22 protein-coding genes and 1 pseudogene are annotated in these 25,860 nt (G+C 43.4%); 5 read left to right on the top strand and 18 right to left on the bottom strand.

What is annotated here, in order from left to right; genetic code table 11:
- Positions 1 to 116 precede the first annotated feature (116 nt).
- The 3 genes from QNN06_RS02040 to QNN06_RS02030 all read right to left on the bottom strand — a co-directional run bounded on the left by QNN06_RS02040 (position 117) and on the right by QNN06_RS02030 (position 4,448).
- Complete coding sequence (locus tag QNN06_RS02040) at positions 117 to 1,583, bottom strand: PstS family phosphate ABC transporter substrate-binding protein (protein ID WP_217034274.1); 1,467 nt, start codon at positions 1,581 to 1,583, stop codon at positions 117 to 119.
- Between the two features lie 147 nt (positions 1,584 to 1,730).
- Complete coding sequence (locus tag QNN06_RS02035; protein ID WP_284036846.1) at positions 1,731 to 2,963, bottom strand: Zn-dependent hydrolase; 1,233 nt, start codon at positions 2,961 to 2,963, stop codon at positions 1,731 to 1,733.
- 192 nt (positions 2,964 to 3,155) lie between these two features.
- Positions 3,156 to 4,448, bottom strand: coding sequence for an ATP-binding protein (locus QNN06_RS02030; protein ID WP_213120825.1), 1,293 nt, complete (start codon positions 4,446 to 4,448; stop codon positions 3,156 to 3,158).
- A 298-nt stretch (positions 4,449 to 4,746) separates the two neighbouring features.
- Here QNN06_RS02030 and QNN06_RS02025 point away from each other — a divergent pair, with 298 nt between their 5' ends.
- Positions 4,747 to 5,904, top strand: coding sequence for a M20 metallopeptidase family protein (locus QNN06_RS02025; RefSeq protein WP_284036845.1), 1,158 nt, complete (start codon positions 4,747 to 4,749; stop codon positions 5,902 to 5,904).
- Positions 5,905 to 6,030: 126 nt separating this feature from the next.
- Here QNN06_RS02025 and QNN06_RS02020 read toward each other — a convergent pair whose 3' ends face one another.
- The 5 genes from QNN06_RS02020 to QNN06_RS02000 form a co-directional block, all read right to left on the bottom strand.
- A complete protein-coding gene (locus QNN06_RS02020) occupies positions 6,031 to 7,413 on the bottom strand; it encodes an L-cystine transporter (RefSeq protein WP_284036844.1) in 1,383 nt (460 codons plus the stop codon).
- Between the two features lie 291 nt (positions 7,414 to 7,704).
- Positions 7,705 to 9,114, bottom strand: a complete 1,410-nt coding sequence (locus tag QNN06_RS02015; RefSeq protein ID WP_213120828.1) for an amino acid permease — start codon at positions 9,112 to 9,114, stop codon at positions 7,705 to 7,707.
- Between the two features lie 102 nt (positions 9,115 to 9,216).
- Positions 9,217 to 10,836, bottom strand: coding sequence for a M20/M25/M40 family metallo-hydrolase (locus QNN06_RS02010; RefSeq protein ID WP_213120829.1), 1,620 nt, complete (start codon positions 10,834 to 10,836; stop codon positions 9,217 to 9,219).
- A 28-nt stretch (positions 10,837 to 10,864) separates the two neighbouring features.
- Positions 10,865 to 11,668: a dimethylarginine dimethylaminohydrolase family protein gene (locus tag QNN06_RS02005; protein WP_213120830.1), complete on the bottom strand. Its 804-nt coding sequence runs from the start codon at positions 11,666 to 11,668 to the stop codon at positions 10,865 to 10,867.
- Between the two features lie 19 nt (positions 11,669 to 11,687).
- A complete protein-coding gene (locus tag QNN06_RS02000; RefSeq protein ID WP_213120925.1) occupies positions 11,688 to 12,542 on the bottom strand; it encodes a dimethylarginine dimethylaminohydrolase family protein in 855 nt (284 codons plus the stop codon).
- Between the two features lie 168 nt (positions 12,543 to 12,710).
- Between QNN06_RS02000 and QNN06_RS01995 the strand changes: the two genes are divergently transcribed.
- A complete protein-coding gene (locus QNN06_RS01995) occupies positions 12,711 to 13,445 on the top strand; it encodes an IclR family transcriptional regulator (protein WP_284036843.1) in 735 nt (244 codons plus the stop codon).
- A 707-nt stretch (positions 13,446 to 14,152) separates the two neighbouring features.
- On the opposite strand, the gene QNN06_RS01990 is transcribed toward QNN06_RS01995, so the two are convergent.
- A complete protein-coding gene (locus QNN06_RS01990; RefSeq protein ID WP_284036842.1) occupies positions 14,153 to 14,623 on the bottom strand; it encodes a nucleoside deaminase in 471 nt (156 codons plus the stop codon).
- A 245-nt stretch (positions 14,624 to 14,868) separates the two neighbouring features.
- Here QNN06_RS01990 and QNN06_RS01985 point away from each other — a divergent pair, with 245 nt between their 5' ends.
- Positions 14,869 to 16,122, top strand: a complete 1,254-nt coding sequence (locus QNN06_RS01985) for a GGDEF domain-containing protein (RefSeq protein ID WP_284036841.1) — start codon at positions 14,869 to 14,871, stop codon at positions 16,120 to 16,122.
- A gap of 124 nt (positions 16,123 to 16,246) precedes the next feature.
- On the opposite strand, the gene QNN06_RS01980 is transcribed toward QNN06_RS01985, so the two are convergent.
- Together QNN06_RS01980 and QNN06_RS01975 are read right to left on the bottom strand one after the other, a co-directional pair.
- Positions 16,247 to 16,840 carry a biotin transporter BioY gene (locus QNN06_RS01980; protein WP_217034257.1) on the bottom strand — a complete coding sequence of 198 codons (594 nt, stop codon included), beginning with the start codon at positions 16,838 to 16,840 and terminating at the stop codon, positions 16,247 to 16,249.
- 152 nt (positions 16,841 to 16,992) lie between these two features.
- Complete coding sequence (locus QNN06_RS01975) at positions 16,993 to 18,297, bottom strand: S8 family peptidase (RefSeq protein ID WP_217034255.1); 1,305 nt, start codon at positions 18,295 to 18,297, stop codon at positions 16,993 to 16,995.
- 280 nt (positions 18,298 to 18,577) lie between these two features.
- On the opposite strand from QNN06_RS01975, the gene QNN06_RS01970 reads away from it, so the two are divergent.
- Positions 18,578 to 19,090, top strand: coding sequence for a DinB family protein (locus QNN06_RS01970; RefSeq protein ID WP_213120836.1), 513 nt, complete (start codon positions 18,578 to 18,580; stop codon positions 19,088 to 19,090).
- A gap of 106 nt (positions 19,091 to 19,196) precedes the next feature.
- Positions 19,197 to 19,733: a ribonuclease H-like YkuK family protein gene (locus tag QNN06_RS01965; protein WP_213120837.1), complete on the top strand. Its 537-nt coding sequence runs from the start codon at positions 19,197 to 19,199 to the stop codon at positions 19,731 to 19,733.
- A 79-nt stretch (positions 19,734 to 19,812) separates the two neighbouring features.
- Here the strand turns inward: QNN06_RS01965 and QNN06_RS31205 are convergent.
- The 7 genes and pseudogenes from QNN06_RS31205 to QNN06_RS01935 form a co-directional block, all read right to left on the bottom strand.
- Positions 19,813 to 19,938, bottom strand: a pseudogene (locus QNN06_RS31205) (ATP-binding protein); the annotation flags it as partial.
- Between the two features lie 46 nt (positions 19,939 to 19,984).
- Positions 19,985 to 20,980 carry a DUF418 domain-containing protein gene (locus QNN06_RS01960; protein WP_284036840.1) on the bottom strand — a complete coding sequence of 332 codons (996 nt, stop codon included), beginning with the start codon at positions 20,978 to 20,980 and terminating at the stop codon, positions 19,985 to 19,987.
- Positions 20,981 to 21,057: 77 nt separating this feature from the next.
- Positions 21,058 to 21,600 (bottom strand): histidine phosphatase family protein, encoded by a 543-nt coding sequence (locus QNN06_RS01955; RefSeq protein WP_284036839.1) that lies wholly within the window; start codon positions 21,598 to 21,600, stop codon positions 21,058 to 21,060.
- Between the two features lie 128 nt (positions 21,601 to 21,728).
- A complete protein-coding gene (locus QNN06_RS01950) occupies positions 21,729 to 22,742 on the bottom strand; it encodes a DUF3231 family protein (protein ID WP_284036838.1) in 1,014 nt (337 codons plus the stop codon).
- Positions 22,743 to 22,882: 140 nt separating this feature from the next.
- A complete protein-coding gene (locus QNN06_RS01945) occupies positions 22,883 to 24,400 on the bottom strand; it encodes a succinyl-CoA:acetate CoA-transferase ScpC (RefSeq protein ID WP_481819238.1) in 1,518 nt (505 codons plus the stop codon).
- A 131-nt stretch (positions 24,401 to 24,531) separates the two neighbouring features.
- The gene (locus QNN06_RS01940) at positions 24,532 to 25,176 is read right to left on the bottom strand and encodes a LytTR family DNA-binding domain-containing protein (protein WP_213120841.1); all 645 of its coding nucleotides are present in this window, start codon (positions 25,174 to 25,176) and stop codon (positions 24,532 to 24,534) included.
- Between the two features lie 77 nt (positions 25,177 to 25,253).
- Positions 25,254 to 25,856 (bottom strand): SAM-dependent methyltransferase, encoded by a 603-nt coding sequence (locus QNN06_RS01935; protein ID WP_217034519.1) that lies wholly within the window; start codon positions 25,854 to 25,856, stop codon positions 25,254 to 25,256.
- Positions 25,857 to 25,860 lie beyond the last annotated feature (4 nt).

Raw genomic sequence — 25,860 nt, 5'->3', positions numbered from 1 at the left:
AAATTTTTATCAAAAAAATATGACTCCCCCGCAAAAAACGGAGGAGCCATAACGAATATCTTGGTTTTCTACTATTTTTAACTAATATAAAAGTCCATGGTCGGTGCCTGACACTATCATTGAGTCAGTTTAATATACCCTACCTTTTTAACTAGATCCTGGCCTTGAGGCCCTTGCATCCAGTCGAGGAATGGCTGGATGTTTGGGTTTGGATTGTCCTTGAGTGTGATAGCATAAAGTGTTGCGGTGAATGGATATTTGCCGCTTGCGATGTTTTCTGAGCTAGGTTCTATCCCGTTAATTGCCAACAGTTTGATGTCCGGATTTTCTTTCATTCCGGTGGCAAAAAAGCGGAATGAGAATCCGACTGCATTTTGATAGTTCCGATAGTCGGCCACTTGTTCGATAATCCCGCCCATTCCTTCAGGAACATCTTCCTTTAGCGGCTTCATAATTTTTGTTTCGCCCATTATTTTTTCCAAAAGGGTTTGGCTGCCAGAATTTTTAGGGCGCTGGAAAGCGATGATTTTCTCGGAGTCTCCTCCAAGCTTGGACCAGTTTTTGATCTCTCCCGAGTAGATTCCTTTAATTTCAGAAACCTTTAAACTATCTACCTCATTTTTCGGATTGACGAAGAAGACAAACGCTTCCTTGCCGATCGGGGTCATCACCAGCTCTTTTCCAGCCTTCTTCGCCATTTCCCGCTGTTCTTTTGAAGGCTCTGCTCCAAAATATATATCCACTTCCCCTGATAGCAGCCGTTCATAGGCATATATCGTATTCATAAAACTGACGATTTCCCGGCCATTTCCCATTAACTGATGAATATTTTCGTATGTAGCGTTAGCAAAGGCCGAATAAACCGGAAAAGCCGCTTCTGCACCATCCAGCACGGGCATTTCCATTGGGTTCGTTATGATAAAAGTTGATTTTGTGTTAAGCTTCGGTAATTTGTTATTTGGATTTGTCACATCGTAAGGAGTTAAGTCCGTACTTGAATAGCCGCCAGCATATTTAAAGCCGTAGGATGGCAAAACAGTTTGGCTGCGATACCAATGAACAGCTGAACCAGTTCCTATTGCAAAAAGGAAAACTGCCAATATGGATAATAACTGCTTCCTCATGTTGAAAACGGAAGCGAATTGTACCTTCCGAGAAGCCGCTGCTATAACTACTCCAATAGCAAATGAAAGTTCATAAGCAAGAGGCGCCCATAAAAACAGCCTTCCTTCACCGCCAAACATAGCGACAAAGTAAATCGGCGCATAGGCGATATGAAAGATGCAATAGAATAACCATGAATCCGCTCCGTAAAATCCTCCGTTAATCAGCATAAAAACGGCCCATAAAACTGCAGTATAGGTAAGTGGGAGCGGGATTAGAGCTATATACCCTTTTAATTGACACGAACTTAGCAGTTTCTTGCTAACAAAAAATCCTGCCAGACCACCGCCCGCAATCAGAACAGACAGCAGGGTTTCCATAAGCATTTCAAATTTCCCCATTAACGGAAGTGCTAAGAAAGAAATCACTAGTGGCACTACACCAAAATACAAAATGAAGAAAAGCAGTTTTTTCCCCATTTTCAGCCCCCCTTTATAAATAGAACTCTCAATATATTTTAGTGTAATTTTACACTCTGTTGATCCGTTTAGCAATATAGTTTTTCCTAAAATTAACATTAAAACAGACTCCACCACTTACGGAAGAGTCTGTTCCTCATTCCTATTTTACTTTTTTAACAGCTTCAGAACCGTATCCAATACGACATTGACCCCTTTTTCACAGTCTTCCCAGGTAGTCAGTTCTTCCTCGCAATGGCTTTTCCCATTGATGCTTGGAACAAACAGCATGGCTGTTGGGACGTAGCTTGCAATAAACTGGGCATCATGCCCAGCGCCGCTGACCATTCGTTTGCTAGAATACCCAAGTGATTGGGCGGATTGTTCTAAAGAAGCGCACAGTTCAGGCGCAAACCAGACCGTGTCGCGCTCCCAAAGTTTTTTTACCTCAATTTCGCAGCCTTCGTTAAGGCCTTGATGCGGCAGACCTTGAACAAAATCCTTAAAAGTATTGACGATTTCCATGTCTTTATGGCGTGCTTCGAGCGTAAAGACAACTTTGTTCGGGATGACGGTATGAATGCTCGGATACACGTTTACCCTGCCGATGGTGAAAACTAGTTCGGAGTCCAATACGCTTAAGCTTTTGCGGATTTCATTAATTAGGTTATTGGTGGCAAACAGGGCATCCTTGCGCATGGTCATTGGGGTTGTTCCGGCATGGTCCGATTCGCCGGTTACCTCTATTTCAAAGCAGGCCATGCCAACGACGCATTCGACGACACCAATTGTAAGGCCTTCTTTTTCGAGGATCGGGCCCTGTTCGATGTGCATTTCCAAAAAGGCTGTTGCTTCTTTGAGACGATTTTCTTCACTGCCTTCGTATCCAATTGCCTTAAGGGCCTCCTCAAAGGTTATACCCTCTGAATCTTTCTTTTGCAGCATGACGGCTTTGTCAAATTTGCCGGCGAGCACACCAGAAGCCATCAGCGAAGGCTCGAATCTTGCTCCCTCTTCGTTTGTGAAGTTTACGATTGTAATCGGGTATTTAGGTTGGATTTTATGATCAACGAGTGTTCGCACGACCTCCAGTCCCGTCAAGACACCCAAAACACCGTCAAACCGGCCGCCCTTTTTAACGGAGTCTAAATGGGAGCCAATCAGGATAGGAGGCTTATTTTCCGTTCCGGCCAGTGTCGCGTACATGCAGCCCATGTCGTCAACCTTGACTGTCATCCCTAAGTCCTCGCAGCATTTGCGGAAATAACCTCTTGCCCTACGGTCCTCTTCCGATAAAGAAAGACGGGTGACACCATTGTTTTCCGTTCGGCCAAACTGAGCAAAACGTTCCAATTCTTCTTTAAGTCTTTCTCCATTAATCAACAGCTTTTGTTTTTGCATTTAAACACTCCCCTTATAGATTGATATCGTTTTTAAAAATCTCTTGGAGAAGAAATGCTTTTGTTTGAAAAATGCTCCTTAAACATTACAGGAATATTCAGTTATTTTAATTATAGTCCAGCTAAACAAGATTTCACTAGACAGTTTGATAAATAAAAACGGATAACCAATTAAGGCTATCCGCTTTAAAAATTATTCTTCATGGAATCCGATAAATCCCACCGAAGCAGTCGAATCGCTGTCGTCCCACGATTGTTTTTTCTGTTTTTGCTGGATGGATTTTAAATCGGCACAGAGGCGGATGATGTCGACCTGCTGCTCGTAATGCCATTGAAGTGTAATGGAGACGTACAGTTCGTTCAACTGTGCATAGGAAAATTCCTTCGATGCCTCGACGACCTCCCTTATTTCTGCCTCTGATAAGATTCGGTCAAGCTTTTTCGCCATTAGATATTGATAGCGAAGCTCTTTTGTCGGCAGTTTGATTTCATAAGCGCGGTCAAACCGGCCGGAGCGGTTCATTAGTGCCGGGTCAATTTTTTCCGGATAATTCGTCGTACCGATTAAAAAAACACCCTCTTTAGAGGTAGCTCCATCGAGCGTATTCAAGAATACCGAGCGGACTCCGGACGGCATTGAGTCAATATCCTCAATCACCAGTACCATTGGCGCCAGCTTCAAAACAGAACCGAACACTTCTTTAATCGTATAGCTCGAGGTATATTCGGTAATCTGCCAATAAGCCACCGGAGCATTGATGCTGCTGGCAATTGATTTTACTAGTGTTGTTTTGCCATTCCCAGGACTGCCATATAAAAGAATCCCCCGCTTGTACGGGATATCATACGTCTTGAAAAACTCACCGCTATCTGAGAAGAATTCGTCAATCGACCGGAAGATTTCCTTTTTCAATGGTTCTTCAAGGAAAACGTCCTCTCTTCTTACCAAACTATTAATGCTTTCGATGTCCGTCTCTACACCATCTTCTGTATCCGTATAGACAGTCACGTAGTTTTTAATATAATCGCGCTTTCTTTTAAGAACATATTGCAGAAAGGAAACCAAGCAAGCGTCATTTTCGGCAAAAATAAGATCGCGGTGGAGCTCGCCGTCGCTTTGAAAGGTTAGCACCCGGGATAAGGCAACCCGATAGGCTGGATAGTAGTAAAGACCATTCGCAATCCGCGGCTTGATGATAAACTCCAGGGCTTTGTCAGTATGGTTGGAGGAAATCGTCCGGGTCTCGCCTTCCTTGTAAATATAACTTAAAAGCCGTACCTCAGGTGATTCCACCTTCAAATCTTCCTCGAGAATTTCCCAAATTTCATTGGAGGTGTCTTCATCGGAATACATGTTGAAGTCCACGCCCACTTCATCATGAAGATGCATTTGAATGGCGGAAATAATTTTTCCATAATCGTAATAGAAAGGTAATTCTGTGCGGTCCATTTCCCCTGCATTAAAAAGTACTTTATTGTTTTTCATCCGGTTCTCCTTTTTTCAGCTAATAAGAAAGTGCAACTACTCCTCTGTCTTCGCCCTAAGGGGCTCGCCAATCGGCGAGTTTTCTTTAAAAATATTACAATTACTATAGCTCTTAATTAGGTTATTAGTCTAGTGGATTTCTTTTCCGGTTTAGGTCCTTGGGAACTATCTATTAATTCCTGGACAACCGCGTCATGACAGTATTTTTTTCCATCCAGTATTTGATTCTTGTAATACAGTTGAATATATCTTAAAATTGATTGCATAAAAATACACATAGAATCGAAGGAGTTACATCATGTTACCGACAAAAAATGTAGATTCAGAGTTAAAGGCTTGGGCCATCGAGCAGCGCCGACATTTTCATATGAATCCGGAGCTGTCCGGGCAGGAATACAATACCTCCGCATATGTAAAAGAAAAATTGGCGGAATTCGGCATCCCTTTGGATGACAGATTTTCAGGCCCTAGCGTGGTGGCCTTTTTTAAAGGAACAGAAGGCAACAAGACGATTGCCCTAAGAGCCGATATGGATGCCCTGCCACTCCAGGAGGAAGGGGACAAGCCTTATATTTCCAAGGTTTCTGGCGTCATGCACGGCTGCGGCCATGACGGCCATACGGCGATTTTGCTGGCGGCGGCAAAATGGATGAGCAACAATCCTGATTTGGTAAAAAATAATATACGCTTGATTTTTCAAAGCTCAGAGGAAGCCTCCCCAAGCGGCGCCCAAAAGCTTGTGAAAGAAGGAGTGCTGGACGGGATTGACGCGATTTATGGAATCCATCTGATTTCGCGCATGCCTATGGGCAAAGTTGGCTTTGCCACTGGCTATGCGATGGCTTCCTGTAATGATTTTGATATTAAAATTGAAGGTAAAGGCGGTCATGGCGGCTATCCGCATGATACGGTCGACCCGATTTATATTGCCAGCCACTTAATTCAGGCTTTCCAATCCGTTGTCAGCCGGAATTTGCATCCATTGCATGCAGGCGTTATTTCATTTGGTGGGATGCAGGCAGGAAATTCCTACAATGTCATTCCTCACGAGGTGACGTTGAAGGGGACAATCCGGGCGTTGACCTTTGAGGCAGCCGAGCTCATGCATGAGAAAACGGCCCAACTGACAGAGTCCATCTGCGCAAGCTTTGGGGCTAAAGGACATTATCAATTTATCGAGGGAACCCCTCCGTTGTACAATCACCCGGAGGCATGTGAATTTGCTCGCGGTGTCATTGAAAATACCTTTGGAGCAGATGCCTTCTTGCCGATAGATCCTGTATTAGGAGCCGAGGATTTTTCCTATTACCTGAAAGAAAAGGTCGGGGCCTTCATCAATGTCGGGATGCAAAGCGAAAAAAGCCAGTATCCGCACCACCACCCGAAATTCGATATTGACGAAGACGCCATCCCAACCGCTATTGAACTCATGATCCAACTGGCGCTGCAAGCATAGATTAGAGAGGTTTAATAAGGAATAAAAGAAGCCGAACCCCAACCATAACATTTGGGGCTCGGCTTTTTATATTAGGTGTCCACCAGAGGCGGACAAATGTCAACAAGCGGTGCCTGACACCCGTGCTTATGCTTCCACGATGTCCGGCTGCTTGTAGGTGTCGTTATCGAATTCGCCTGTTGCTTTGCTGGTGAGGACTCCAGCTGTCATGGCGCCGCTGACGTTTAGGGCGGTTCTGCCCATGTCGATAAGCGGCTCAACGGAGATGAGCAGGCCGACGATGGCGATTGGCAGGTTCATCACGGATAGCACGATGAGGGCTGCGAAGGTCGCACCGCCGCCAACACCGGCAACACCAAAAGAACTAATTGCCACAACAAGAATAAGAGTCAGAATAAAGCTTAGACTCGTCGGATCGACCCCGGCAGCCGGTGCAACCATGACCGCCAGCATGGCTGGATAAATCCCGGCACAGCCATTTTGCCCAATGGTCAGTCCGAAGGAGCCGGCAAAGTTTGCAATCCCTTCAGATACACCCAAATCCTTCGACTGGGTTTTAATCGTCATCGGGAGCGTTCCCGCACTCGTTCGTGAAGTGAACGCAAAGGTTAACGTAGGCAGTGCTTTTTTCACATAGTTATATGGGCTTAATTTCGCCGCCATTAAAAGCAACAGATGCACAATAAACATAATGATGAGGGCTACATAGGAGGCGACCACAAACGTCCCTAGTTTCACAATCGCATCGTAATCACTTGTTGCAGCCACCCTCGTGATAATCGCAAGAATCCCATATGGGGTCAGCCGGAGCACCAAGGTGACCACTCTCATAACGACTGAATAGACGGTATCAATAATTTTTGAAAAGAATTCCGCATGATCCGGTTCTTTTCGTTTTACCCCGAGATAGGCAATCCCGATAAAGGCGGCAAAGATGACCACCGCAATCGTTGAAGTTGCCCGGGCGCCTGTAAGGTCCTGAAACGGATTACTTGGGATGAAATCAACGATTTGCTGCGGCAGTGTCATATTTTCCACTGTCGGAACCCGTTCCTCCAATTGTGCAATACGAGCCTTCTCTGCATCGCCCTGGGTCAACTGAGCGCCGTCTAAATTAAATCCCAGGGCAGAGCCAATTCCGATGGCTGCCGCAATCGCCGTCGTCCCGAGCAGGATACCAATGACAAGGACACTGATTTTGCCAATGTTCTTGGATAATTTCAGCTTCGTAAACGCCCCGACAATCGAGACAAAGATCAACGGCATTACTACCATTTGCAGTAGTTTGACATAACCGTTTCCGGCAATATTAAACCATTCAATGGAACGGGCCAGCACTTCAGATGTCGTACCGTAGATGGCATGAAGAATAATCCCAAAAATAATACCTAAACCAAGCGCCGTGAAAACACGCATCGAAAATGATATATGCTTCTTTTGCATCTGGAACAACCCGAACATAAGCAACAACAGGACAGCAATGTTTACAATGATTAGAATGGTATTCATGTTAGTCCTCCCTATTTAAGTTTTTGGGAAACTCTAAACAATACATTCCAATGCGCCAAGTCGGAATTCCGATTTTACATCATCAAACGTTTGATATTAATAAATATGTATAGAAGAATGTTAAAATTCCATTACAAAAACAACTTAATGAAATAAATTTTTTAAATGGAAACTCGCCGATTAGCGAGTTCGATAGGACGGTTCATGAGCCGTAGTTGAATTTATACTTTCCTATTAGCTAAAGAAAAAACTGACCTGCTTCCAAGCAAGTCAGTTAAATAACAATGTTTCTTAAAGTGGATTTATTTCGTTATTCGTTGTGCTGAGTTTCTCCAACTTCTTATTTCTAAAGTAATAGAACAAATAGCAAATTAATAAGAAGCCTAGTCCAATCAGGAGCCCGGTCAGCTGAGTTGGGTCAAAGGCCAAGAATATTAATATCGATACACAGAAGATGATACAAACGAGCGGAACTAGAGGATAGTAGCGGACCTTAAATTGCAGGTCTTCCAATTTTCCGCCTGCTTGCAAGAACTTGCGCCGGAACATAAGCTGGGACAGAGCGATCCCTATCCACGAGATGGTAACAGAAATACCGGCAATGGACATGAGCAGCACAAACACTGTATCTGCCGCCAACACGCTTGTAAGCAGCGACAATAACGAGAAAATCATCGTAAACACAAGGGCTGCGAACGGCACTTTCCGTTTGGATAATTTTCCGAAATACTTTGGTGCCATGCCGTCATGCGCCATCGCCCAAAGCAACCGGGTGGAAGCATAAATACAGGAGTTCCCCACCGAAAGAATTGCGGTTAAAATAACAAAGTTCATAATATCAGGAGCAAATGGGATTCCCGCCATATCCATCAGCGTAACGAACGGGCTTTCCAGCAGGCCAAGTTCCTTCGTTGGAAAAATAGCCGATAAGATAATAATAGAAGCGATATAAAAGACAATAATTCTAAAAAGGACATTTCGAATGGCACGAGGTATATTCTTCTGAGGTTCTTCACTTTCGCCGGCGGCAATGCCGATTAATTCTGAGCCTTGATAGGAAAAAATAACATTCATCATGGTGACAAAAATAATTGTCAGACCTGCTGGAAACAGCCCTTTGGGAGCGAGGTTTTCCATAAATGGTGCCGGTCTGTCTTCAAGTGGAATAATGCCAAAAATAGCTGCTGCCCCAATAATGATAAAGAAAATAACAGCTATAACCTTAATACCCGCAAACCAGTATTCGGCCTCAGCAAAGCCCCTTGTGGTCAAGGCATTAAGGACAAATAACAAGGCGATGAAAATGGCGCACCAAATCCACACTGAAACACCCGGAAACCACCGCTGCATCAGGATACCCGCAGCTGTAAATTCCACACCCGCAGTGGTAGCGGAACCAATGAAATACATCCAGCCTAACGAGAAACCGGCTGCTGGATTAATAAATTTGCTGGCGTATGTTTGAAAGGAACCTGTAACCGGCATATAGACCGCAAGCTCTCCCAGGCACACCATTACCAAATACAAAATAAGGCCGCCAAATAAATAACCTATTAACGCCCCGCCTGCTCCTGCCTGGTTAATCGTGTAGCCCGCATTTAAGAATAACCCGGTGCCAATTACACCACCTAATGAAAGCATAAACAAATGACGCCGTTTCATTGACCTGCTTAACTGGTTCTTTTGACCTTCTTGTTCCATCTTTACCCACCCCTTTTTTAGCGGTGTCCACCCCACGTGGACAAAACACCCATTTGTCCACGCGCGGTGCCTGACACCCGTTCCAATAACATTAATTAATTCCTAGCAGCGAACCTCTTTCTCCACCAGCATTTTGACCATGCCTTCGACGAGTGCCGGCACTTCTTCAAAGGCGTTTTTGATGTGAAGGCGTTCGGTTCGTTTGTGGGCATCTTTGCCGAACGGTCCGACGTTTAGAACCGGTGCATGGAGCTGGGTCATTTCATCGAATGGGATGCTGTAGGTTGTTCCCCAAGCCGGTGTATTTTCTTTAAAAACGGTCCAGCCTTCGCCGGCATCCTGGTAATTGACATAGCTTAAATCGCTGATTCCATTAAAATAGTGGACTTGATTGACAGGAAGCCCGAACTTTTCAAAACCATGTTCCTTCACGTAGGCAATGCACTTTTTCACCAATTCATTTTCCGACGAGTTTACAGCAGGATAATAAGGCGGTGCATACAAGAGGACGATCGCTGGTGCAAGCTCCTGACACTCAATGATTAAGGCATCCGCAATACGGAAAGATTTTTCACGGTCATCCCACTCCTCCCTTTTATGAACGGATGCTTTGATCCCCGCAACAAAATCTGCACCAAATTTTCGAAGCGCATGCTTTTCCAGTTCGTCATAGCGCAGCACTCGTACCTGCCCTACCGGAGTAACCGACTGCGCTTTGCAAATCTCAGAATAGGCCTGGTTACATGATTTAGCTGCATCTAATGCGACTTTCTCGAACATATTCATAATTTCTTCCGCATTCCGCTGCATTAAAAATACGTTATACAAAGCGGCTGAACGGTATGGTGTTTGAACAGAGTACTCCAGCCGTAAATCCTTTTGCTGCAGTGTTACTGGAAGGGGCGTTCTTTCTCCCATCACCTTTTCCTGCAAGCTTAAATTCCACTCCATCCTCTGTGTTAAAAATGAAGCAATATACGGTCCGGTAATGCCGCTAAGCGGTTCCCCTACATGGGTTTCTTTTCCGTAAAAAAGGGCAGACGGCATAATCTTGCCGATTGAACCTGAGTACACATAATAGTTTCGGTCACCCGGCTCTTGGGTAAAGACCGGCTCACCGTTTAGGAAAAGCTTAAAGGTAAGCTGATGCTTTTCCTTTAATTCCAATAATTTCGGAACCGCTGCCCGCATTCCCGAAGAATTCACTTCTTCATCCGGAACCGTCAGCAGCAAAAGATTAATCGGCCATTGCTCGACCGAAGCTTTTTCAATCAGCCCCATATGCATGACCAGACCCATTTTCATATCCATCGTGCCCCTGCCAAATAGGTACTCTCCTGATAAAAGATCTTCCCGGGCTTCCGCCGGCAATTCATCGATTCGGGAATGGAGAAGCTTCGTTAATTCCTCTGGCCGGTATGCATACTCCTGAAGGTCTCCATATTCTTCGGTATTCACCGTATCAAAATGACTAATCAATACAACCGTTTCCGCGGCACTCGGGTGTTTATATAAAGCGGTTACAAAACGGCGGCCCAGATCGGCATTATGAAGACCCAAGTGTTCTGGATTTTCTTGAAAATATGCCAAATCTTTAAGCTTCGCCGCCACCTTGGAAGGAAACTCACGCTCTCCCTCCGTCAATGTCATACTTTTCCAGCTTACTACTTCGCATAATAGCTCCCGCAAAGCCTTCGGTGTCCCCCACTTAAGCTGTCTCATCGCTCCCAAACTCCTTCACACGCAATTTTTAAAATCTCAGCGACAAGCAGCTCAAACCGCCGTCCAATTTTCGGAATTCCGAAGTATCAACTTCAATTGTCTGATATCCGGCTTCCTCAATTTTTTGTTTTGTCTGCGGGTAACCTGCAGGGATGATCACATAGTCGTTTACCTGAATGCAATTTGCCGCATATTCTTCTTCCTGTGGCACAATAATTTTTTTGTAAGAATTGAAATCAGGGTGATCGACAAATTCACCAGCCGCCACAATCGTTTGATTTCCTAAATAAGCAATTCCGGTTTTTAAATGGAAAAACTTTTGAAGCGGTACAATGGTAGCTTTATAGTTTTCAGATTCTAAGATTTGTTTCAGCTGCTCGGCACCTTCCTGGTTTGTCCGCTCGGAAATACCGATATAAAAATGATCTTCAGCTTGTAAAATATCGCCGCCATCGAGTGTGCCAGGCGCTTTAATATAGTAAATTTTATCGTAGAAGGATTTGATGGCAGGCTCCATGTCTTGGATTTCGCCGTTTCTTGACTCAGCCCCCGGATTGGAAATAACCGCAAATTCCGGGGTTAAAACAGCTGTATCTTCCACAAAGGTGGAGTCCGGAAATTGATCATTGCTTGGCAGGACAGTTACTTCAGTACCGCACTTTTTAAGTGCTTCAATATAAGCATCGTGCTGCTCAAATGCCTTTTCCAAAATTGGTTTGCCAAGGTCTGAGGTAGTTAAGCCATTAACGTAAGTTGTTCCAGGTCTTTTGACAATTGTATGATGGAACAATTTTGTTCCTTCTGTTGATTTCAACGCAGATTCTTTTAGCATTTTTTCATCCTCCAATTTCTTAATCTCGTTCCACTGGGCATGTCAGGCAGGTCGGACCGCCCGTCCCTAAATAAGAGATTTCATTTCCGTCATATTCATAGACAGTTGCTCCGGCATCGATTAATTGCTGTTTTGTGAAAGGGTTTCCAGAAACCACCATACAAACCCGAGGTGCCAGCGCGAGCACGTTGCAGCCAAGTCTAATGTACTCATCTTCGGGTACCTCAACCAGCCGGAAGCCTCGTTTAATCAGCATTTGTCTGAGAAACACAGGCATCAGCCGTGAATAGACTACCGCCAAATCTTCGTCCACGATACTGATTATGGACATTAGATGCAGACACTCGTCCTCCCCTTGGTCATGCGGGAGTTGTACCACGATTACCTCATCGACTTGATCTGCGACCATCTCTTTAATTTGCTGGATAGCTTCATCATTTGTCCGGTAGCCGCGTCCGATTAACAGTGTGCGGTCATCAAGCCAGACAAGGTCTCCCCCGTCGGCAACTGCCTGGCCCGTCAATTCTCCTACTATCGGAATCTCTTTTTCTTGTAAAAAATCTTTGTAAACCTCTGCCTCCGGCTGACGCAATGTTTTTCCTGATTTCAAAATGATGGCGCCCTTTGGCGTAAATTTAACGGGATCATGGGCATAGAGTGAATCTAATCCAACCCGTTCTGATTCCGGCAAGAACTCAACATACCCTACATGCTCCTTGATAATGGCAAGAAACTGCTCATATTCCTGTTGTGCTTTTGCGAAATCAGGTTCATTAATATAGTTGAATCTTTTCCATTCCTTACTTAAATGCTCCTGACTGATAAATGCATCGTTTGGATGTTTGACAATGACCCTGTTGAGCTTTTTATACATAGATGTTAACAAAAAACCGCCTCCTTTTTCCGCATGGTGGAATGGGTTTCCTGTGACAGGAAAACTTATAATATGATATTATATGCTTATAAAGTGGATGTCAATATTTTTCGAATTTACTGAATACGGTAGACACTTTCCAAAAAATCAAATAAGGCAGGGAAATACATGCAAACAATTGATCGAGCAATGCAAATTATTAAGGTTCTTGCGGGAAGTGATACAAAAAGATGGTTCGCCATTTCGGAATTATCAAAGGAATCCGAACTGCCTATCAGCACATTGCATCGACTATTACAATCCATGAAGCAGCATGGGCTTATTCAACAGGATCTTGAGACAAAGTTCTATTCAATGGGGAATGCCTGGCTCCAGTATGGCCTGCAAATGTACGATACCTTTGACTTTGTGGCGCAGATCCGCCCGGAATTGGAAAAACTAATGCATGAGGTAGAGGAAAGTGTTTATTTTAGTAAGCCTATTGGGTTAGAGTCTTTAGTTGTAGAAAGAATTGACTGCCTGAATAACCCGATTCGAATATATGATCAGCTTGGTATTCGGATACCTTTGAACATTGGGGCAGCCAACAAAGTGATGCTTGCTCACATGCCTCCAAAAGATAAGCTAAAAATTGTTTCTTCTTTAGTACCTGAAAATGAACACGAGGCGTTTTTACAATTATTGCGGGGTGTTCAAAAGCTTGGGTATGGAGAGAGTCACGGGGAAAGGACACCTGGTACGTCATCCGTCGCCGCTCCGATTTTCAACCACCAAAATGAACTAATCGGGGCCATCAGCGTCGGCTATGTCAATTTCAATGTAACGGAGGAAAGGAAAAGCTTTTTGATTGAAAAAGTAATTGAATTCGGGCTGCGCATCTCCAGAAAATTAGGAGCAAAATAATCGAAACGGTGTCAGGCTGTCGAGAAACTATCGACAGCTTTTTTTACTTATTTTCTTTAACAATTCACCGCGTTAATTATATTAAAATATTATTAATATAAGGTATTTCAACAAGTCTGTTGATTGGCGCTCCAGGCACTTCGCGCACCTTAGGGCGTGACGGGGAGCCTCCTCGTCGCTTCGCTCCTGCGGGGTCTCCCCTGCCCCGTACTCCCGCAGGAGTCTTCGTGCCTTCCGCGCCAATCAACAGGTGTAATTAAAAAAGATCTTCAACCTCACAATACAAATAAAAATAAAAAGTGAATTAATTATTAAGACAAAATGTTTCTAGACAATGGTAATGCATATGAACGTTCTCCTCTCTAGAGCCTGCCAAAATTCATTTAAGAGTGCAGTACACTTTTCAAAGTTTGATAAGGTGTAGTGCCATACTTAGTTGTTTTTGCCTCCCTGTTTATTGGAGCGGAGGGCAGTCGACTCCTGCGGGATATAGAGGTCACTGGAGACCCCGCAGGCGCTTTCAGCGCCGAGGAGGCTCCAGGACCTCCCCGCGGAAAGCGACTGCCCGGAGCGGAAATCAACAGGCCAGTTAGCAGAGATAAACATAAAAGTTTGGTAATTTAGGTTTGGACAAAATAAAAAATTGCCGAGAAAAATACCCTTTCTCGACAATCTGACAAATGTCCACCCAGGGTGGACATTTGTTATTAGTATTGTTGTTTGTTTGGTTTGTTGACCCAAGCAGTGAAGGGCTGATAAGTGTTGTTTGTGAGCAGCTGTATAAAAGGAATGGTGCGTTTTTCAGAAGGCACTTCAAGCTGTTCGTAAATAAATTGGTCGTCGAACCCAATTTTCGCAGCATCTTCATGTGTACAGGCATAATACACCTTCTCTAACCTGGCCCAATAGATGGCGCCGAAACACATCGGGCAGGGTTCACAGCTTGTATATAGTTCACAGCCAGTTAATTGGAAACTATTTAAAGCCTTGCAGGCTTCCCTAATCGCCTGCATCTCAGCATGGGCGGTGGGGTCATTCTTCAAGGTTACTTGATTGCTGCCAACACTGATAATCTGGCCATTCTTCACGATAACCGCCCCAAACGGACCGCCGCTATACCGGAGTACATTATCAAGCGCCACATCAACGGCCATTTTCATAAACTTTTCGTCCCTCATAAATTTCCCCCAACTCTATGACATTATCTCTTCCCTTCAATTTATTATCCTTTTTAAGAAAAAAGAATGATGACTTATTTTCCCACTTAAAATTGAGTCAGGATATTTTCAAAAAAAATGTAGGTTATATAATAGAAATTTTGTAAAATATGATTATCCATTCGCTTGGCCTATAATCATTCTTTTTTACTAATTCAGCGAATTCATTGCCTCTTCTTTGAAACCTTTTGGAAGGACTGACGATCATGCATAAAGCCAAGCTTTACGAGATTTCCTTATTTACCGCGGCACTTTTGGCAGCTTTAAGTTCTTCCGGTATTTTAGTGGACCATTCCCTTTTTTTAAAAATATTAATTGTATACTGGTTCTTCTCCATTCTTTACTTCCGTCTTCGAGTGTTCTTTAAAAACGGCAATACCAATATTGAATATGGGATTAGTTACGACCTATCTTTTGTCCTATTTGCCGGGCCGCTCGGCTTGTTTATATTTGAAACGATTTACCGTTTTTCTATTTATATTTATCGTAAATGGACAAAAACAGCAGACTCGACTGAGTTTTTTGATGCCTTTTATAATACTGGCACCTTTGTGATCACTAACTCGGCAGCCTACCTGTTATTCCAGTACCTCCATGAAAGCTTTCAAGCCATTCCATTTGGGTATTGGATTCTAATCTTTCTAATTGTTTGCATTACCTCTTACCTTTCCGGCACAACGATGGTCATCCTGTTTCTACTTTTGGGTGAGAAGTTATCCTTTAAGAAGGCCTTCGATTTTATTTTTAAAGACATCAGCATGCTGGATTATGGGAAAGTTGCCATATCAAACGGCCTTCTTTTCCATTTCCTTCAGGATCAAAAGTGGGAAATGTTAATCATTGTCTTTATTTTGAATTACATCGTCAGTCATTCCTTCTATTTAAAATCGCAAAACATTCAAACGAAATTAGAGCGTGACCAATTCGAGCAAATGGCCTATACAGACTTTTTGACAGGGGCCTTCAACCGGACCTTTATGGACAAAAAATTAGCCGAGCTCAGTCGATCTAATGAAAATATCGGGATTGTCGTAACCGATATTGATAAATTCAAAGGAATAAACGACAGCTATAACCACGCTGTAGGCGATAAAGTCATTCAGCAGTTTGCCGCCACTTTAAAGAGTTATCTTGGACCGGAGGATTTTCTGTTTAGGAGCGGCGGTGAGGAATTTACACTTTGCCTCCGGAATCGGAATTTTGAACAAACCGTTGATCTGGTTAACGATATTCGCAATGGGATTGAAAAAGGATCAGTAAATGCAGAATACAACGGGGAAAACATTCTGATTTTTTATACCGCATCTTTCGGACTTTACTACTACAAGGTTAAAGAATATGTTTCAATGGAGAAAGCCTACATCCTCGCCGACGAATTAATGTTCAAGTCCAAGCAGCTCGGTAAAAATCATGTATCCTATATAAACGGCCTCATAAACAAAGAAGCGGCAGTAACCTAACAATAGGTACTGCCACTTCTTTTTGTTATCACTTTTTGGTATTACCTTTGGTGTCATGCACCACAAAAAGACATTTGTCCATATGGGTGGACATTTCAAGATAATGCCCGCATAGCCTTCTACCTTAGGATGCCCGCTTTAGGTTTTTGAATTGTCCCTTAGAGAGGACGGTTTTTTCTAGGCGATGGGCCATGATGCCGGCAAATACGGACAGGATGATATCTTTCGGTAGCGGCGGTACCATCCATAGCCAGGCCATTTTATAGGTGAAGCCTTCCGGTGCTGCAGCCCAAAGCTTGTAGGCATAGTACATCCAGTTGGTTCCAAACAGGTAATTAACCGTCATTCCAATTAAAGCCGCTATGATAAAAGCAGGCAGGCTTTTTTTCTTTTCGACGATTCTTCCAATGATAAAAGCTACAAAAATATAAGAAATAATAAAGCCGAAGGTTGGACGAAGGATAATTCCGAGTCCTCCAAAAAAGCCGGCAAAAACAGGTACTCCGACCATGCCAACCAACGTATAAACAATCATCGCAATGGCTCCCAATCGGCTTCCTAAAATTAGCCCTGCCAAAATAGCAAAAAAAGTTTGCAGCGTGATTGGCACTCCGCCAACCTGCAAAAATGGTGCAATCGTCGTAATGTTTGCCCCGACCGCCATCAGGGCCACGAACATCCCGACAAGCGTGATGTCCAGCGCTCTTAACTTTCTCATTTTCTCCCCACCCTAAATTAAATTCTGATATCTGATAGTTTTAAAATAAATGGGCGGGTGGTTATTTGTCAACCAAAATTTTATTTAAGTTAACAAAAACAGCTGATTTCTACCATAATTAATGAGATATCTCCCTATTCCGCTTTATTTGCTTACTCCGGAATGGATCTATCCGCATTAATATAGCCTTCTCCGTAAATCGCGTTTTCGCGGTCCTTCCATAAATCTGTGTTATTCTTCAATAGGTCTTTTACTTGCTGCGGTGTTGCTCCAGGCACGCGCTGTTTAATCAATGCACATATACCCGCACAAATAGGTGTTGCCATGGAAGTACCTGATAAAACAAAGTAATCATTTTCTACCCTTGCAGATTTTTGCAGCTTGTCTAAATAGGAATTAGGGGATCTTAGTGAAATGATATTCACCCCGGGCGCTAAAATATCCGGCTTATTTAGCTCATCTTTAACATCCTTTGACCCTCTGCTCGAAAAGCTGGCCACATCGTCATCGCCGCGGTCCACTGTATTTTTATCATCAAGAGCTCCAACGGTAATCACTTTTTGACTAATACCAGGACTTGCGATGGTTCCATAATTCGGACCTTCATTCCCAGCCGCCACTACCACGACAATACCTGCTGCCCAGGCCTTTTCAACAGCCTTAACCATTAGATCTTCACCCGGCTGAGCTGTGCTGCCTAATGACATGCTGATGATATCAATTTTTTCAGGCGGATTACCGGCATTGTAATTAATGCACCAATCCACCCCTTCCATGACGGTATCCAAAGACCCCGAGCCCAATTTATCCAACACCTTTACGCCAATCAGATGAGCTCCTGGGGCTGGTCCTGCATAGGGACCATTGGCAGCCGCGTCACCGGCACAGTGGGTTCCATGGCCATTATCATCATAAGGGTCTGGGTCATTATTGACGAGGTCAACAAAGCCTTTAATTCTATCCCCTAAGTCCTTGTGTGGATAAATGCCAGTGTCGATAATCGCGATTGTTACTCCTTCCCCTGTTAGTACAGTGTTATTTCTTTTGATGTTTTTAGCATTAGCGGCAGGGACAGCAACATCAAGCAACGCCTTCACTTCCCTGTTTAAATAAACCTTTTTGACATGATGGCAGCTCGACAGGATCCCTTCTAAGCCATTTGGAGTCACATCTGCACTATGGCAGGACATACTTGATAAACTTCGTTTCATGCTATTTCGGGAATACTGTTTCATCACTTCGGATACCTGATGGCAACCTTTTTCAAAGCAGCCTTCCTCAAATTCAATAATAACGGACATTTTGCGGCCCCATTTAAGGAATCCCTCGAAATGTTTATGCAAAAAGCACGGCGTCCATGTAAACGGCTTGTACAAATTTAAAACTTCTTCCCGCAAATGTCTGTCCAATTTATGGGCATGAGTACGCACCATTTGAACCATTGAATAACCAAACAATTATTTTCTCACCCTTTCATAGCTTTTTAAATAAGTTATGAAACTATTAAAAAATGGTAACGGTACTTGTCCAATTTCTAGTAAATAGGCGTTCCTTTAAGGTTTTTGAAAAATAATCGTTTGTTTTGTAAGGGGATCAGGCACCGTTCTTGAACCCTGTCCACCTCTGGCGGGCAACTTCTCACCATTGTTGATTGGCCGGAAAAGGAATATTTGGCTTGGTGCCGAATATAAAACATAGTGGGACATATTTTGTTAGTCCAATTTAGGAGGTATGGTTATGGTTGACTTAGAGATACATCGTGAAAGACTGGCGGAGACACGCCAGCAGTTGCTAAATGAGATAAAGACTCTCAGTTTTGCGGAATTAAACAAATCACCTGGCGAAGATAGTTGGAGTGTGGCCCAGGTCTGCCACCATCTTTATTTAACTGAAAAGGCGTTTACCAGCGGGGTTGTCTATGGCCTGAACTCTGAAACTAGTAAAAAGTCCGAGCCAAAGCCGATACACCTATTTTTATTAGACCGTACTAAGAAAGCAGATGCACCTAGTATCGTTGTCCCTTCTTCTGAAACTTTCGAATTACAGCAGATTCTCAATTTGCTAGATGAATCAAGAACATTATTACTCGATGTTATGGATGGAATAAAAGACGAAACCATTCTGACAGAGAAATCCGCTAAACATCCTCTTTTTGGTTATCTACCTCTTTACCAATGGATTGAAAACGTCTATTTGCACGATCAGCGGCATACTGAACAAATAAAGGAAATTAAATCTGAAATTCTCTAAAGCCCATCCCTAGAATCATTTCAATCGCTGCACGCCAATCCTTATTTTTCCATAAGCTAGAATAATAACATCAAAGATTTGAAGGGAAAGATGTGGTGGATTCATGATGGTAAATCCCAGGCCTGCAGGCCATACATTTAAAAATCTTCAAGAGAGCAAGATGGAGTTTGAACAGGTTTTCGAGCGTATAACTGAATTTATGAAAAGCGACCCATGCGGGAATTACCGCTTAATGGTCGGAACGGATTCTCAGGTTCACAGGTCACATACAATTTTCATTACTGGCATTGTCATTCAAAATGTGGGGAATGGCGTATGGGCGTGTATAAAAAAGGTGATTGTTCCAAGAAAAATGACTCAGCTGCACGAGCGGATTTCACTGGAATTATCTTTGACGGAGGAAGTCGTCTCCCTGTTTACAGAGGATAAGAAAAATGAGTTAATCAATATTGTTCTGCCAAATGTCTATCAAGGGGCTACTTTTACGATAGAGGGCCATATCGACATCGGGGCGGGGATTCGAAACAAAACGAGTGAGTTTGTTAAAGAAATGGTCATGCGAATGGAATCTATGGGCGTAGAACCAAAAATAAAACCCGACGCCTTTGTCGCATCAAGCTATGCCAATCGCTATACAAAATAATGCTAAAAACAGCAAAAAAAGTGTCCACCCCCGGTGGACAAATTGCCCATTTGTCCACGAGCGGTGCCTGACACCTTTTTTAAATATGTTCCACTTTTACTGTTTTGCCATGGCCGATATGACTTTCGATTTTCATGGTGCCCTGGTGTTCTTGGATAATTTTGTTGCTGACAGTTAGGCCAAGCCCGATTCCTTTGTCCTTTGTGGCATAGAATGGGCTCCGAGGGTCAGGCCCTCGGCACTTTAGCGCGTTACCGCATTGACGGGACCTTTAGGTAGGTTAGTGCCCGCCAAATCCATTCGAGCGGGCCGTATCGGAAGAATCGCAGCCAAATGACACTAAATGTCATTTGAATAACGTAAATAGCCAGACATATGTAAAGAGTTTCTATGTAAGAAACCCTTCCGAACAGGTTAAAGGTACAGCCTGCCAGATAGATAAACACTGTTTGCAATAGATAGTTTGTCAGTGCCATCCTTCCGTAGCTTTTTAAAGGTGACAGCAGCTTTTGGATAATCTGAATCTGCAGCAATAGTACTAAAAGGCCAGCATAAAAAGCCGAAACAATCGGACCTATTGTGATGCCAATATCAATAAACCTCGCTGCCTCTCTACCTGAAGGCCCAGACCATCCCTCGGAAAAAACCGGTGCATATTGGTATTGATAAAGCAGTCCTATTGCGCTTAACCCGAACATAATCATAGTGAAAACGGCAATCTGGTTAACCCTTTTGGTTACAACCTCAAACAAACCGAACTGCCCTGCCGAAATCCCTAACAGCATTACCGGAACGACCATTAAAATTTTTATGGCGGAAATGCCAATAATGACTAACAAACCAAACCCTATGATGAGGTTCACCGCTTTATTAATCTTATAAAAAGGCAAAAGTATCAATCCACAGACTGCATAAACGGTTAATGCCTCTCCCGGATGAAACCGGACATGAATCAAGCCAAAGAGGAATAATACAGCAATTCGCCTCAAGAATAAGACATATCCGTTCATGCCCTTTGCGTTGGCTCTTGTGATAAAAATATAAAACCCGACCCCAAACAAAAAGGTGAAAATGGTATAAAAGCGGCCTTCTACAAATAAATATAAAAACCGCCAGTAGGATGCGTCCATTGAGTTCTGGGAAGGTTCCTCGACAGAAAGCAGCGGCCCTATATTTACCAAAATGATTCCCAGCAACGCAAATCCACGCAAATAATCAAGCACATCAATCCGTTTAGTTAATTCCATGGAACTCTCCTGTTTTTGGTGTCTGACACCCTCAATTACTCTTTCTAACGTATAACAGAGGCAAAAACACCTTTTTCTTACTCCCACACACGCTTAATACTGACATTCTGATTGCAAAAGGTCAAAAGGTAGACATCTGGGTTACTTAGGTTCTTCCACTCTTCAAATCCAAAGTCCGGTTGAAAATATTTTAATAGCAATGACATCAAGTTCCCATGAGTGACGATAAGCGTATTTTCGGTCTCCACAGCCAAAACTTCCTTTACGACACTAACAATTCGGTCCATCGCTTCGGCACTGGACTCCCCGCTATCAAATTTTACCTCTAGATCCACAAATGACGTCTCTAATTTTTCTTGCCAATCCCCCAATGCCTTTGTACTTAAAATACGCTCTGAGAGGCGCTCATCCACTTCTATTCTAATTTTTTTCGAAAAAGCCAATGGTTCAATCGACTGAACAGCACGCCGAAACGGACTTGATATAATTTTATCAATCTTTACACCTGCCAAAAATTCAACTAACTCCTTCGCCTGCTGCATCCCCCTCTCTGTTAACTGTGCTTCCCTTGGCTGTCCCTCCGCCTCGCAATGCCTAATCACGTACACCTTTTTTTCCATTAAACATTCCCCCTTAAAAACAAACACTTCTTTTAATTCGCCGCTCTCCTGGTATCTCCTCCATACAAAAAAGGGAATTAACCATTCTCCAGGTTGATTCCCTTTTTTCAATCATTTATTTTCATCATTTATTCCTTTTTAGCCAATTTATCATGATCTTCAAATTGCGGCGGCTGTTCCAACCATCTTCTTTCAATCATTAAATTCAAACCGTCCTCGCCAAACGTTCCTGTTTTGGCGATAAAGCCGGTGTACATGGCACTTATGTCCCTGCGCATGGTAGCTGACATTGCAGCACCATAAGAGGAAATGCCAAGATTAGAAAGAACCCCCACGATATAAAGCATTAGTTGATCCGAAAATGGTGCAGCTGTTGAGTCGGTTACACCTTGATCCCACGACATCGGTGCTGGTACCTCACTTTCTATTAACACATCATGGATGGAGCTTAGGATATGTTTGCAGATGTGTTTGCCACGAAGAAAATAATCTCTAATCTCCTGGTCTTGGGCTACTTGAGAAAATCCAGCACAAAGTGCTCTTCCAATTTCATTCTGGTTGGCATTGACCATTAGATGGGTTACTTCAATACCTAACAATGGACGCCTTCTGCCAAACCAGCCGGTTAAAAAACTTTCTTTATTGACAAAGTCAATTTTTGTTGGATAGTTCATGTATGGCATTCTTATAAAAATCCCTTTTTCTTGCATACAAATTACAACCTTATTATGGAGATAAGAAACATCGTCAAACATCTCCTTATAAAATTGCCGCACATCCACTCGTGCTGCCAGAATCATTCCAACATTATGGGAGGTAACCCCGTACTTGGACATATGCAGTATCGTATGGATATAAAATATATCGGAAAATAGTTTCGGTGCACGAGGGATAACATGTTTCTCTACCTTGAAGCCCTCAGGTACAGCAATTTTTTCTTCATGAAACAAATCTACTATCAGCTTCAAATGTTTTTTGGCAAAATGTTGAGATTCCTCAACGATAGCAAGAATTTCTGGGTCATTACACGTTTCCGCATAGTGTGTTAATAGACAGCTTGCGACACCGATGTTCAGATATGTAACCCATAACGAGGATATTTCAGCACTTGTTAGATTGACATTTTCCACTTTTTCAGTCATTTTTTATCCCTCCATCCACTAAATTCCCCCAAATTTCATAAAGTTATGTTTTTCACAGAAAAAAGAACGAGAAAACCCAGCAAAATGAAAGGTGAGCCCTAGCATGCTCAGGCTCACCTTTCGTTTTGCAATATAATATTTTATACCGTTTCCAATACAGGTTGCAGCATGGTTCCATTGGCTGCAAAATTGGTATGCCAGGAAAATGCTTTTTCCAACACATGAGGCGTTTGCCCGCCTCTTGTGAGAGCTTCCTGATAATATTCGCGCAGCTGCTGACGGTACATTGGATGCGCGCAGCGCTCGATAATCAATTCTACCCGCTGTCTCGGTGCAAGTCCCCGTAAGTCTGCATACCCCTGTTCCGTCACAATGACATCGACATCATGCTCGGTATGGTCGACGTGGGAAACGAAAGGCACGATGCTTGAGATCTTACCGCCCTTAGCGATGGATTTCGTTACAAAAATCGCAAGGCGAGCATTGCGAGCGAAATCCCCGGAACCGCCGATTCCGTTCATCATCTTTGTTCCAAGTACATGGGTGGAGTTGACATTGCCGTAAATGTCTAATTCCAGCGCAGTGTTAATGGAAATTAATCCAAGACGGCGGATAATTTCCGGATGATTGGAAATCTCCTGCGGCCGCATAATAAGCAGATCTCGGTATTTTTCAAAATTGCCATAAACCTCTTTCATCTTCTGCTCAGACAATGTAATAGAGCAGCATGATGCATACTTAACCTTCCCGGCATCAATTAAATCAAACACGGCATCCTGCAATACTTCAGAGTAAACTTCAAGGTCTTCAAACTCTGAATCCAAGAGGCCATGAAGAACGGCATTCGCAACCGAGCCAATCCCCGACTGAAGCGGTGCAAGCCGGTTTGTCAGACGGCCCATTTGCACTTCGGTACGTAAAAAATCGATTAAATGGTTGGCCATGATGACCGTTTCTTCATCTGGAGGAACAATCGTTGAAGGCGAGTCAAGCTGGTTAGTAAATACAATCCCTCTTACCTTATCGATATCAACCGGGATTCCGATCGTGCCAATCCGGTCTTTTACCCCTGTCAATGGAATCGGGCCGCGCTCGCCCTGCTTCCCAGGCTCATATAAATCATGCAAGCCTTCCAGGTTCACCTGATGTGCCAAATTAATCTCGATAATAATCGACTTTGCATTTAAGGCAAACGATAGTGAATTTCCTACTGAAGTGGTCGGAATCACCATTCCATCCTCGGTAACTGAGAACGCTTCCAATATAGCGTAATCGACAGGCTCCATTACTCCAGCTCGAACTAGTTCCGAAGTGTGTGATAAGTGCTGATCGACAAACAATAACTCACCGCTATTGATTTTTCCGCGCATCGTCGGGTCTGCTTGGAAAGGAAGCCTTTTTCCAATAATTCCAGCCTCTGCAAACAGCTTGTCAACGTCTGAGCCCAATGATGCTCCCGTATAAACATTTACCTTAAACGACTCGTGCTCGGCACGTTTCACCAATGCAAAGGGAACCGCTTTCACATCACCGGCACGTGTAAAGCCGCTTAATCCCAGCGTCATGCCGTCTTGAATCCAAGATGCTGCCTCTTCCGGCGTCACTACACGGTCCCAAAGTCTTGAATCTTTAATCCGTTCGTATTTGCTATCCAACATTTCATCCCACTCCCCAATGGAATTTTATATTAATTGTAACCGATAAAGGTTTTCAGTTAGAGAAATCGGGGACTAGTTATGAAATTTTCGGATAAAACAGAAAATCTACGTGCTAAAGCAGAATTATTTATCTAAAATCCTAACAATCTACGAAAATAGCTCGAATAAGATTGGCTGACCTGCACTCTGTCGCCATTTTTCATCGTTAAAATAAAGGTTGAATGGGTGTCCGGGTGAATCTCCTTTATATGATTGACATTCACAATAAACGAGCGGTGGCAGCGGATAAAGTCATCCTTTGGAAGTAGAAATTCAAATTCCTGCAGCGAATATTTATGGGTGCCGCTGTGCCCCTCGGCGTAAACAAAGGTCTTTTTTTCCTTAGCTTCGAGGTAGATCACCTGTGAAAACGGAACTGGAATCCAGCCATCTTCTGATTTAATGGTGACGACTAACTTGCCGCTGGTTAGTGACGGAAATATTGCCGTCACACAGCCTTCAATCTTACCATCATGAAAAAATGGCACAGCCATCCCATGGTATGGAATCCCAAAAACGTCACGGTCGATAAACTCCGAAACCTTCTGCCCAGTATTCACCGCCTTATAGGCAATCGTGCCATCCTTCAAAGGATCACCACGGCGAATCTTCAAATCAATCCGCTTGCTCGGACGGTAATAAATATACTCACTAGTGTTGGAAACCGCAATCGAAATCTCATCCGAAAACAACTCACTAATTACATCTAACAGCGAAACAACCGTTATACTCTCCATTCAAAATCACCTCCAAATAGGTATCAAGCACCGTCCGTGGACATTTGTCCTCTTAGGGTGGACACCTACTTTTAAAATCACAGCCGATAAATTAAAAACCGCTCGTTTGGATTATGCCGGTAAACAAATGGCACTTTTACTTCCTCTATCAAGTCAAACGCCGTTCGGTTTTCCAGAAAATAAATATAATCCTCAGAGGGGTAATATAAAATCACATCAAGTTCCCGCGGGTATTCTTCCAGCGAAACTAAGATATTATTAATAACCTTTTGAAAGACCTGAATCGAAAACGGATTGAAAAAATAAAACCGATTATCCCGAGGAGCTACCGGATACTCTTCTGCCAGGCAGCAACGAAACTCAACTTTGTCACTGCGATTCTTTGTTTTTCTAATATAGCTTTCGCGATTTGCCAAAGCGGCCTGAAACAGCCCCTCGTCCATTTCAACTCCAACCACTGATGCATGAAAAAAATAGTGGATATAAAAGTTCAGCCGTCCCCGGCCGCAGCCAAAGTCCACGACCCGGTCACCCGGTTTCAGCTCATAGGTTTTAAATAATTCTTCCAGTCCGCTATAGGGGGTTGGCTCATAGCGATGGTAATGCAGGGACTGGTGAAATCCCTGCTGCTCCGCTCTTGTCTTTATATTTAATAGCTTATCATAATAATGTTCTTTCATGTCC

The sequence above is a fragment of the Neobacillus sp. 114 genome, assembly GCF_030127045.1.
GTDB lineage: Bacteria > Bacillota > Bacilli > Bacillales > Cytobacillaceae > Neobacillus > Neobacillus rhizophilus.
Note: the sequence above shows the minus strand (reverse complement) of the source record. Positions and strands in the feature narration are given on the sequence as shown.

Bases quoted from the DNA above. Each gene is read 5' to 3' on its own strand.
- QNN06_RS01935 (WP_217034519.1), bottom strand. From the start codon at position 25,856: ATGAAAGAACATTATTATGATAAGCTATTAAATATAAAGACAAGAGCG.
- QNN06_RS01980 (WP_217034257.1), bottom strand. From the start codon at position 16,840: ATGAGAAAGTTAAGAGCGCTGGACATCACGCTTGTCGGGATGTTCGTG.
- QNN06_RS01960 (WP_284036840.1), bottom strand. From the start codon at position 20,980: ATGGAATTAACTAAACGGATTGATGTGCTTGATTATTTGCGTGGATTT.
- QNN06_RS01950 (WP_284036838.1), bottom strand. From the start codon at position 22,742: ATGACTGAAAAAGTGGAAAATGTCAATCTAACAAGTGCTGAAATATCC.
- QNN06_RS01985 (WP_284036841.1), top strand. From the start codon at position 14,869: ATGCATAAAGCCAAGCTTTACGAGATTTCCTTATTTACCGCGGCACTT.
- QNN06_RS02000 (WP_213120925.1), bottom strand. From the start codon at position 12,542: ATGTATAAAAAGCTCAACAGGGTCATTGTCAAACATCCAAACGATGCA.
- QNN06_RS02015 (WP_213120828.1), bottom strand. From the start codon at position 9,114: ATGGAACAAGAAGGTCAAAAGAACCAGTTAAGCAGGTCAATGAAACGG.
- QNN06_RS01945 (WP_481819238.1), bottom strand. From the start codon at position 24,400: ATGTTGGATAGCAAATACGAACGGATTAAAGATTCAAGACTTTGGGAC.
- QNN06_RS01970 (WP_213120836.1), top strand. From the start codon at position 18,578: ATGGTTGACTTAGAGATACATCGTGAAAGACTGGCGGAGACACGCCAG.
- QNN06_RS02030 (WP_213120825.1), bottom strand. From the start codon at position 4,448: ATGAAAAACAATAAAGTACTTTTTAATGCAGGGGAAATGGACCGCACA.
- QNN06_RS02035 (WP_284036846.1), bottom strand. From the start codon at position 2,963: ATGCAAAAACAAAAGCTGTTGATTAATGGAGAAAGACTTAAAGAAGAA.
- QNN06_RS01940 (WP_213120841.1), bottom strand. From the start codon at position 25,176: ATGGAGAGTATAACGGTTGTTTCGCTGTTAGATGTAATTAGTGAGTTG.
- QNN06_RS02040 (WP_217034274.1), bottom strand. From the start codon at position 1,583: ATGGGGAAAAAACTGCTTTTCTTCATTTTGTATTTTGGTGTAGTGCCA.
- QNN06_RS02025 (WP_284036845.1), top strand. From the start codon at position 4,747: ATGTTACCGACAAAAAATGTAGATTCAGAGTTAAAGGCTTGGGCCATC.
- QNN06_RS02005 (WP_213120830.1), bottom strand. From the start codon at position 11,668: ATGCTAAAAGAATCTGCGTTGAAATCAACAGAAGGAACAAAATTGTTC.
- QNN06_RS01995 (WP_284036843.1), top strand. From the start codon at position 12,711: ATGCAAACAATTGATCGAGCAATGCAAATTATTAAGGTTCTTGCGGGA.
- QNN06_RS01965 (WP_213120837.1), top strand. From the start codon at position 19,197: ATGGTAAATCCCAGGCCTGCAGGCCATACATTTAAAAATCTTCAAGAG.
- QNN06_RS01955 (WP_284036839.1), bottom strand. From the start codon at position 21,600: ATGGAAAAAAAGGTGTACGTGATTAGGCATTGCGAGGCGGAGGGACAG.
- QNN06_RS01990 (WP_284036842.1), bottom strand. From the start codon at position 14,623: ATGAGGGACGAAAAGTTTATGAAAATGGCCGTTGATGTGGCGCTTGAT.
- QNN06_RS02020 (WP_284036844.1), bottom strand. From the start codon at position 7,413: ATGAATACCATTCTAATCATTGTAAACATTGCTGTCCTGTTGTTGCTT.
- QNN06_RS02010 (WP_213120829.1), bottom strand. From the start codon at position 10,836: ATGAGACAGCTTAAGTGGGGGACACCGAAGGCTTTGCGGGAGCTATTA.